Below are 9,631 nucleotides of genomic sequence, written 5' to 3' on the forward strand. Positions count from 1 at the left end.
CGGGGCGAACCCGGTAATGGAGCGGGGTGGGCATCAGGGTGACCTCACCGTCTGTAGCGACGTGCACGCGCTTGCGCTTCGTCTCGATGCAGACCTCTTCGGTGCGGAGCGCATCGAAATCCTTCTCGTTTCGCAACGTGCCGGCGAGGGCGCGCAGAGCGAAGCGCAGGAGCCCAACGCGCCCGGTACGGCGTGCCATGTAGACACATAGCCGTCCCGCATCGAGGCGTTTGCGGGTGCCGACCTCGAATCCCTCGGTCTCGTATTCGTTGTTGCCGATGAAGATGAACGGAGTGCGCCGCACCGATTCGTGATCGTCTGCGTTCACGCGCACCACGAGGAAGGGGTAGCGGCGCAGCACGGAGAGCGCTGCCCACAGGAACGCCGGCCATTTGCCGTGCCCCAGGCGATCTTGCAGCTTCTCGCGATGGCGTACGACCGTCGGATAGAGTCCGAGACCCGAATTGTTGAGAAAGAACCGGCCATTGACCTCCCCGACATCCACTTGCGCCACCGTACCCCCGACGATCGTGCGCACGGCGTCGCCCACGGCGAGCGGAATATTGAGATCCTTGGCGAAGTGATTGAGCGTCCCGAGCGGCAGCACCCCGAGCGTGCGATCGGTCTCGATAAGGACGGACGCCACGGCGCTGACCGTCCCATCCCCGCCTGCGGCGACCACTGGGCCGGCGTCCTCGGCAGCCGCGCGGCGTGCCAGATCTACAATCTCCTCCCCGTTTCCCGCAATCAAGAAACGCGCCTCGGCGCCGAGATTGTGGAACGCTTCCGCAATGCGCGCCCGCGCCTCCCCGGTCGTGTCCGATCCCGCGGCGTCATTGATGATGATCGCGACGGGCGTAGTTATGGCGGAGCTAAGCAACGCCGGCATTCCGGGATGCCGCGTCTCCGCGCATCGACCGCGAGCCGCTTTCCGTGGAGGTAGGCGGTGCCGCGCGAGTGATCAAGAAAGTTGATTTCATGGGTTCGTTCTCGAAACGCGCGGCTCTACCGAGTTATTCCAGCGCATAATGGGCACGGTCGAAATCGAGTTCATCGGGGAACCTTTGACGATCTTGGTGCTGATGGCCATATACACCAGGGCATTGCGCTTCCGATCGTAGAGTCGATGCACCTGGGTTTCCTTGAACAAGATCGAGGTATCCGCGCTAAACACCTCCTCTTCGTCCTCGAGCTCCGCCGACAGGGCGATGGGGCCGGTTTGCTGGCACGCGATGCCGAATCTCGAAGGGTCATCCGCGAGCCCTAACGGCCCTGTGATGCCGCCCGTGCGGGCCTGACTGATGTGACAGGAGACCCCCGGGACCTTGGGGTCATCGAAGACCTCCACGCACACCTTGTCGTTAGCGCCAAGAAACCGAAACGTGGTCGAGAGGCAGCCGAGTTCTTCGGCGTGCACCGGAAGCGCGCACAAGAGGGCCAAGCCGGTCCACCTGTTCGCTTTCATATCCGACCCCGAAGCATAGCTTTCTGATCCAGCTGTCTGCCTGTTCCCGGGCTTTCTCCTTGCTGATGCCATACTTGATGCAGCCGCCCGATCAATTCATCCCGCTTCGGGGCGATCGTATCGAGCTCATCGTCCGTTAAGTCACCCCACATCTGCTTGACCTTGCCTTTGACTTGGTTCCAGCTATCTTGGCCTTGATCCCAGTTCATGGTGTCCTCCGTTTGGACATTGATGTAAGTTAACCATACAGACCCGAGCTTGGCGCGGACAAACGGGATAACTTCAACAACGGCGCCAGCACCGGCGCGGGGCGCGATTGTCATCTTTATCAATGCGAGAGTGTAATCACCGAGGCACTGACGGGCCTGACTATACTCGCTACATAGGGAACAAATTACCGATCCCATAGAGTACTTGCAGCATGAGGGGCTTGGGCGCGCCTCGGGTCCTCGCGAGGTCGTTCACAGAGCGACACCGGATCGCTTGGCCGTCTCATCGATCGGTTTCAGCGGTTCGCTCGGGCCGCGGGTGATGACGTCGATACGTTGAGCTCCAAAGCCTTGCTGCAGGGTGCCATTGAAGCGCAATGCGGACCAGGCGGCCTCGGTGAGGGGCTCGCTCAGCTCGACGTAGAGATCGCTGTCTCTGCCGGTGCATCATCGTCCACTCGGGCTCCAGCCTGTTTCGATCCGAGGTCAATGCGGTGCGTGCTCGTGGTCGATTCGGGCCGGAAGAAATTCAGGTCGCACGCGTGGGACAGCGCAACGGCGCATAGTCGCTGCGCAGGGCGCAGGTACAAGCGCTGCACTAGCGCTACTGTTCGTTCGCGCGCCAGGCCGGCTCGCCGGCATGAGCTGGCGCTAGCAACGTGCGCGGGTTTGCCTCAGACAGCCAGTTGGTTCAAAATTCTGGGAATTTCGCTATCCCATGGCGCAAGCCTGGGTTGACGACCGCGGCTGAGGTCGGGAGGACGGCATGATCGGCTGCAGGCGAGAACGCTGGCGGCGCGACGATTGAGGGCGATTTGCCGGCGCCGCCGCCGCCGGGACCAATTCTTCGGAGCTTTCCTTACCTGCCTGTCTCTTCGCCCCGCCTGTTCGCGAGGAGGAATCCGGCCACATCCGGCGGTCGCCAGCATCAGAATTATTGGTCACGAACACCCAATTGGCCAGCATCTATCTGTAAACGACGAAACCGCTCGAAGCCGCGATTTGCCCCGCGAAGAGCCACCTCGAGAGGCCTTGGGTGCTGCGATCACGCCACTGGGTGAATACCTGCCGGCTGATGGTTAGCAACAGGATCGCGGCGGATACCCAGCCAATAAGCTCGATTCATATTCAACGTAAGTAGCGCAACGGCGATTCTCTAGTTAAATATGAGATAGATGATGACCAGCACGATCGCCGGGACGCCCAAAAGCCAGCCCAATAAATATTTACTCATCGCGATTCTCCTTTGGTAACGGGTGCATGCAGGATCGGCGATCCCACGCACGTGCTGCCTGGCGGGATTCCGACGGCGAGAACGGTTGTATGTGTGCAGTCGAACAGATGAGCGCGTCAGGCCTAGGCAGCGGAATGATAGGAACTAGTTGTCAACAGGCAATGTATCGTCGCCCGGGCCGGGCGGTGATTGGGCGGTGTGAAAGTGGTCGGCGGCAGTTTGCTGCGCTCAGATATGCAACTAGGATCCGGCCGCCTTGACCACGGCACCCGCGGTCATCCTCCCGGCGGGCGAGCGTACTCCCTGTCGCGGACGGATCGGAGGGTTCCCCCGCCTCGCCGCCGCGAGCGACTGGGTTGCCGCAACCTTGGCAGCATGTGCCTCCATGGCCGCGGAAACGGCACCTCCCGGTTTGTGTGTAAGGCCTACCCAATCACAGCTTTTGACTCCAGACTGTCTGCCTCTTGCTCGGCCTTTTCTTTCGTATAGCCATACTTGGCCTGCAGCCGCCCGACGAGTTCCTCCCGCTTCCCTTCGATGACGTCGAGCTCATCATCGGTTAAGTTACCCCACGTTTGCTGGGCCTTGCCCTTCAGCTGCTTCCAATTACCCTTGACTTGATTGTCTGTCCCCCTGTTCAAAAATGTTGGTTTCTGATGGCGCCCCGCCCAACCGGCACACCCCAAATTTAACGTCAAGCTGTGTGCCAGGGCCGGCGTTATGGATAAATGTCCTTGCAATTTGATGACATAGCCCAGTCACTACAGCGCTTGCCAGACTTGCTAGATAGGGCTAATCAGTAAACAATGCCGATCGGCATGTAGATTGTGCTACGATACTCTGCCTTCACGTTGGGGGTGGGCGGGCGCCGGGGTCGGGAAGGTTGCTAATGGGTCGGTAAACGTACATAAATCGCTCATACCCCGCCGCTTGCGGCGGGTTCTGTTAGCAAGCATTCAGGTTTCTGAAGGGGAGTAGCGCAGATGCGGGGTGCATTGCGCCGCAGCACAAATATGCGGTGACTGGCGACTCGCGTCCCGTTCAGCTTGCCTAGCAGCCTGTCGGCCTTAGCCATGAAGTCGAAGCGGTTGTGCTTATTTATAAATGAACGGCGCTCCACCACGCGGCTCCTGCAGATTCTACCGATGTCATGAGCGATGTCGGTATCTCTTACAACCATTGATCTCGGCGGTACGAGCAACCGGATGATTATCCTATTTTGTTTCGGCATGGCGCTTGAGCAAGGCCAGGATGGAGCAGATCGAGGCGAGACGCGACTAGCTAATGTCGCGTCCGCCGTAGCATCGATGGTTGATCCTGCCCGTGCGAGAGGCCGCCCTTGCCGGCGGGCGCCGGCTCCCCCGGAACCCCGCCGGGCATGCTCGCACCGGCTTACGCGCGTAGTGTGTGTATCTACTTGAAAGCTTGAGGATTCATTGGCAGGATACCCCCGGCGCCGGCTGGCGCCGGGCACGACATCGAGCCGTCCGGGTGCTTGACATGGCGTCTTCGCTTGATAGACTTAGACCATCTCCGGAGGCCGTGGTGTTATGCGGCGAGGAGGGGCGGTCCACGGGGGGTGCTCTCTAACAGGGATATCGTGCACGGCTCGCGGCCATTGGGAGAGAGGGGCCTGGGGCATGCCCATGCGGACGCGGGAGCTTCATCGCGCTATACTCGACTCCACGCGGAGAAGAAGCCTCTTGTGCCAGATTCCGCGAGCGTAGGTACGCGTGATGGGGATGCGGTAGCGATACGCTGCCGCTCCAAATGTTAAATAACATTTCGTGGAGGAATCTATGTCAAAGTTGAAATACGGAATGGCTAGAGCCAGTGCGATAGGGGCAATTGTGGGCGTTGCTGCCCTCTCTCTTCCGGAAGCGCTGGCCCAGCAACCCATGGGAACTAGCGAAGACACGATGGACCAGCAATCGTATAACATGCAGCGGGGGACGAGGGAATACGAGATCCAGAAGCAGGAATGCGATACGCTGAAGTATAACCAACCACAAAGCTATGAACCTTGCCTGCAGAAGGCCAAAGCGACGCGCGACAATCTGCTCGCCCAAGGCTCGGAGCAGGCGGGGCAAGGGTCGCAAGGTTCCGCTTCCAATCAACCGGGTCAATCGGGACAGAAGCAAGGGCCCATCGAAAAGGTGACTTCAGTCGTCAAAGAAAAGCTTGTGGATTGGGGCCTCGCCTCGCCGGGCCAAGGAGGCGGGGGCCAAACTGGCGCCGGGCAGCAAGGCCAGGGAGCCCAACAGGGTGCTGGCCAAGGGCTGCAGGCAAGTTTTAACCGGGAGAGCCCGGGCGCAGGCAGCGGACAGGGTGGCCAGGCGGGACAGCAAGGACTTACTCAAGGCCAGCAATTCCAGGGTCAACAAGGGCAATCTGGCCAGGGATCGTTCCAAGGTGGGAATTTCGGCCAGCAGCCGCAGGGCCAATCAGCGAGCCAGCAGTTCCAGAGCGGAGGGACACAGGGTCAAGGTACAGCAGAAGTTAGAGATTACCCTACCCCAAGCCCGCAGGGCTCGTCCAGCCAGCAAACAGGGTCAACGACCGGATCGACCGGAGCGGAAGAGGAGCACATGGATAGTGTCGAATACTATCAAGAACTTGCGCGTCGGCAGTACGGAACGCTAAAGCAAGAGTGTGACGCTCTGAAGAGGGACCCTACCGTTTGGGAACAGTGTCAAACCTATGCCAAGTCCATCAGGGACAAGATCACAGGGATGGCGGAGGAAAACCAGGGAGGAGGTTGATCCGTAGCGGTCCCATGGCCGTGGACGGTTTTTTCATTGAGTCCGTGTAAGCAATGACAGGCAATGCGAGCAGCAATGCTCGCATTGCCGGCGGCGGGCTCCCAGCATTCCACAAACTTAGCGCCGGATAGACGCCTAAAATTATCCTCAGATTCACGAAGGGGCGGGCAACGGACCACGTCCAATTCGCCGCCATTCCCATGGGGCCGAGCGTGGCGGTTCTCCGCCATGGTGTCGGGCGTCGAGGCGGCGTCGGACACCGCGGCGGGGGCGTGCATAATCGGGATGGTACGCGACGGGGGCAGCCGCCCGGCCCCGGATCCGATATCCTTCGCGATACCCATGTTCCGTCCGCTCGCCCTCTACATCGGTCTCCACTACACGCGCGCCAAGCGGCGCAATCACTTCGTGTCCTTCATCTCCCTGACGTCGGTTTTCGGGCTGGCGCTCGGGGTCATGGTGCTGATCACGGCCTTGTCAATCTGGAGCGGCTTCGAGCGCACACTGCGCGATCGCATCCTCGGCATGACCGCGCATATCTCGCTCTATGGCGGGCCGTTGCAGGATTGGCGGTCGACGGCTCAGGCGCTCGGGACGCAACCGGAGATCGTCGGGGTCGCCCCCTTCCTGTGGATAGAGGGGATGCTGATCCGCTCGGGGAAGGTGCAAGGCGCCTTGATCGACGGCATACTGCCCGAGGAAGAGCCCAAGGTCTCGATCCTGGCCGAACGCATGCAGCAGGGCCGGCTCTCGGACCTCGTCCCCGGCCGGGACCGCATCATCCTCGGCTACGCTCTGGCCGAGGCCCTCGGCGCCGGTCTCGGCGACAAGCTCACGGTGGTCGTCCCGCACACAAGTCCCGAGCGGCGCGGCGGGATACTACCGGCGTTTCGGCAGCTCACGGTGGCCGGGATCTTCAGGATGGACATGCATGAGTACGACGCCAAGATCGCCCTCCTCCATCTCGAGGATGCATTGGATGCCTTCGGCTCGACCGGCGGTCGTTCTGGCTTGAGGCTCAAGATCGCCGATGTGATGGCCGCGCCCAAAGTCGCCCAAGAGGTGCTGCGCGCCCTACCGGCGGGCTACCGGGCCACGGACTGGACCCAGCAGCATGTCAATTTCTTCCGGGCGCTCGCGTCCCAGAAGACCATGATGTCGGTGATCCTCACCCTGATCATCGCGGTGGCCGCCTTCAACATCGTCTCGATGCTGTTCATGGTGGTTAAGGACAAGGAGGCCGACATCGCCATCCTGAAGACCCTGGGATTCACGCCCGGCGGGGTGATGGCCATCTTCATGGTCCAGGGCACGGTCATCGGCCTCGCCGGGACCCTCATCGGGGTCCTCTCAGGGGCCTGGCTCGCCTCTCACATCACGACCATCGCGCCCACGCTCGAGGCGATGTTGCAGACCAAGCTGTTCCCGCCGGACATCTATTACCTGAGCGAGCTGCCTTCGGAGGTGCGCTGGTCCGACATCCTGGGGACCGGGCTTACCGCCTTCGCGCTGTCGATCGTGGCGACGCTCTATCCGTCGTGGCGTGCCGCGCGCTCCCAGCCGGCAGAGACGTTGCGGCACGAATAGATCACGCCGCCCCGCGCCTCACTTCCCCTTGGCGCCGAGCTGCTTCGCAGCCTTCTTCACGTCTTCCGGTTTCACCCACAGAATGGCGCCGTAGCGGCCGGCACCGGCAGACACGGCATCGACGGCGGTAACGTTCACGCCGGCCTCGGCGAGAGCTTTCATGTCGTCCGCGAGCGCCCCCGGCCGGTCGTCACCCTGGATGACGAAGCCGGTCTTCTTCGGGTTGAACGCGAATCCCGCCTTTCGTGCCGCCGCGTTGAACTTGGGCCCGTCCTCGGGGACAACATCGATCTGGGAGCGGCGCCCGCGCGGAAAGCCGGTGAAGGCGAGCAAGTCGATCCCGGCGCTCGCCAGGGCCGAGAGCACCTTGAAGGCCTCTCCGGGCTTGTTGGAAATCTGTATAGAGTAGTAATTGACCTTTCGTACGGTGTCCGACATGTTTTCGTTCCTCACGGCTTCACGACCGGTGTACGACGGGACGGTGCTCTCCTCCGCTTTCGGATTCGCCTTGCTCTACGGCGCTTCTTGTTGTTCAGTGTAGCCCTGGAACGCAGACACGCAAGTCCGAGCGAAGCCGAGGCCGGGTAAACCGCGACAAACCGTGACCCATCCGGAGCGCTGAGCGTATGATCTTCGCACCGCGACTCACATACCTGGAGACCGACCCTGGACCCCGAATTGCGGCAGACCCTCCGCGCATGGGCGCGGCGCCCCCCTACATCGTCGCCGCTCAAGCGCGCTCAAGGCAGGAGATCGGCGACCGCGACCGCCCGGATCGCACCGTTCGGCACGAGCGTTTCGCCCTTTCTTAGGATACGGTGCTCAAGATAGTCCGAGCCTTGCGAGTTGCGGTAGACCTCGAGCACGCCCTGGACGAGGTTGGCCAGCCAGTATTCCGGGACCGCATTCCGGGCATAAAGCACCCGCTTGGTGGAGCGGTCGTAGGCGAGGGTGGTGTCGGCGATCTCCACGAGGAGGACGGCGTAGCTCGGGTGGCTCGCGAGGAAATCCCGCGGCCTGCCCGGGACGACTGCGAGATCGGGCTCGGGTGCCGAGCCGGCGTCCAGGGCCAGGGGAGATTGGATGCGGACAACATAGCCGTCTCCGTACGCACGGCGCAAGGCCTCGTCTAGGAGGCAGAGGGCCACCGCGTGCGGTTCGTTCTGAGGTGCCATATCCACGATCTCCCCATCGATCAACTCCAGGCGTTGGTCGGGCTCGAAGCCCCCGAGCCGCACCACACGCTCATACTGCTCGCGCGTCCAACGATGAGGCTTGGGAAGGGTGCTCATGACAACTCCAACATAGTCCCATGGCCGACATGAAACAAGTGGCTCGCGCCCGATCTGGAAGAACCTGGGGAGTCCCGCCCCCACGCTGGGGAGGTTGTCATGATAACCGAGGGTTGGCCACCGACCGGGTTCGGCTGTTGCTTCGACGATTCGGTCCACCAAGCCTTTGGGACCGCCTCGATGGACTGGCAGCGTCTACCACTTCACGGTGGGTGGCCCGGTCGAGGACCTTTGAGGTGCCGTGGGGTGGCAAAACAGGAACGCGTACTGCGCGATCCATTGGTCAGGTCATAATACTGACTGCTCCAGTTCCGGAAAGACCTTCGATACCTTGCCCAGCAAATACTCACCATAGGTCCCGGAGAACTCGTGTACGCTGGCCCGGTCCCAGCGTTCGTGCTTGTCGTCCCTCACCACCCCGCCCACTTCGATGGACTGGACTTCGGCATTGAAGTTGGGATCAAAGAAAAACGAAAACGAGAGCCGCTCGCGTTCGGTCGGACTCGACACCCGGTGTGGCGTCGAGCGGTACCTCCCACCCGTCATCCGATCCAGCATGTCCCCGATGTTGCACAGGAAGGTGCCGGAAATGGGAGGCGCAGCGATCCAGCGCGACCGGGACTTTACCTGCAGCCCCCCCTGCAGCGTCCTGTTTCAGGATGGTCAGGACCCCGTAGTCGGTATGCTCTCCGACACCCCAGCACGGCTCATCCTCGGCCGGTCGTGTATCGCGCGGGTAGTGGAAGATCCGAAACAAGACCAGTGGGTCCTTGGTGTACCGATCGGCGAAGTAGGAGGCCGAGGCTCAAGGCCATGCCCTCCATCAGCCGGTGTCCGAGGGCGGTCATGGCCACCATGTAATCGAGCACGGTCTCGCGGAAGAGCGGGATCCGGGAGGGAAAGAGATTGCGGCCGTGCATCGGCGTGCCGGTCCTGACGAGGGGGTGATCGTCGTCGAGCTCCGCGCCGAAATAGAGGCCTTCCTTGAGGTCGGGCCTGCCCGAGGTCAGCTCACCGCCGACGGGGAAATACCCGCGCCACGCCCGACCGCCCAAGCCCATGCGGATCTCGAGCTTCCTCTC

General features: G+C 61.7%; 7 protein-coding genes and 2 pseudogenes. 2 read left to right on the plus strand and 7 right to left on the minus strand.

Features of this window, described 5'->3' with window-relative positions; translation table 11 throughout:
• The 4 genes and pseudogenes from M3461_06445 to M3461_06460 all read right to left on the minus strand — a co-directional run.
• On the minus strand, positions 1-889 hold an 889-nt coding region (locus M3461_06445; GenBank protein ID MDQ3774018.1), incomplete at its 3' end, for a hypothetical protein.
• Between the two features lie 87 nt (positions 890-976).
• The gene (locus M3461_06450) at positions 977-1,465 is read right to left on the minus strand and encodes a CreA family protein (protein ID MDQ3774019.1); all 489 of its coding nucleotides are present in this window, start codon (positions 1,463-1,465) and stop codon (positions 977-979) included.
• A 40-nt stretch (positions 1,466-1,505) separates the two neighbouring features.
• Positions 1,506-1,674 (minus strand): annotated as a pseudogene (locus tag M3461_06455) (CsbD family protein).
• Positions 1,675-3,333: 1,659 nt separating this feature from the next.
• The gene (locus M3461_06460; protein ID MDQ3774020.1) at positions 3,334-3,549 is read right to left on the minus strand and encodes a CsbD family protein; all 216 of its coding nucleotides are present in this window, start codon (positions 3,547-3,549) and stop codon (positions 3,334-3,336) included.
• A gap of 1,158 nt (positions 3,550-4,707) precedes the next feature.
• On the opposite strand from M3461_06460, the gene M3461_06465 reads away from it, so the two are divergent.
• Both M3461_06465 and M3461_06470 read left to right on the plus strand, forming a co-directional pair.
• On the plus strand, positions 4,708-5,670 hold the full coding sequence (locus M3461_06465) for a hypothetical protein (protein MDQ3774021.1): 963 nt from the start codon (positions 4,708-4,710) through the stop codon (positions 5,668-5,670).
• A gap of 342 nt (positions 5,671-6,012) precedes the next feature.
• Positions 6,013-7,257: a lipoprotein-releasing ABC transporter permease subunit gene (locus M3461_06470; GenBank protein ID MDQ3774022.1), complete on the plus strand. Its 1,245-nt coding sequence runs from the start codon at positions 6,013-6,015 to the stop codon at positions 7,255-7,257.
• An 18-nt stretch (positions 7,258-7,275) separates the two neighbouring features.
• Here M3461_06470 and M3461_06475 read toward each other — a convergent pair whose 3' ends face one another.
• From M3461_06475 to M3461_06485, 3 genes and pseudogenes are all read right to left on the minus strand, one after another.
• Positions 7,276-7,695: a hypothetical protein gene (locus M3461_06475; protein MDQ3774023.1), complete on the minus strand. Its 420-nt coding sequence runs from the start codon at positions 7,693-7,695 to the stop codon at positions 7,276-7,278.
• A gap of 302 nt (positions 7,696-7,997) precedes the next feature.
• Positions 7,998-8,549: a Uma2 family endonuclease gene (locus M3461_06480; GenBank protein ID MDQ3774024.1), complete on the minus strand. Its 552-nt coding sequence runs from the start codon at positions 8,547-8,549 to the stop codon at positions 7,998-8,000.
• A gap of 288 nt (positions 8,550-8,837) precedes the next feature.
• A pseudogene (locus tag M3461_06485) lies at positions 8,838-9,631 on the minus strand (isopenicillin N synthase family oxygenase).

Source organism: Pseudomonadota bacterium, from assembly GCA_030860485.1.
In the GTDB taxonomy this organism is placed as follows: Bacteria; Pseudomonadota; Gammaproteobacteria; order JACCXJ01; family JACCXJ01; genus JACCXJ01.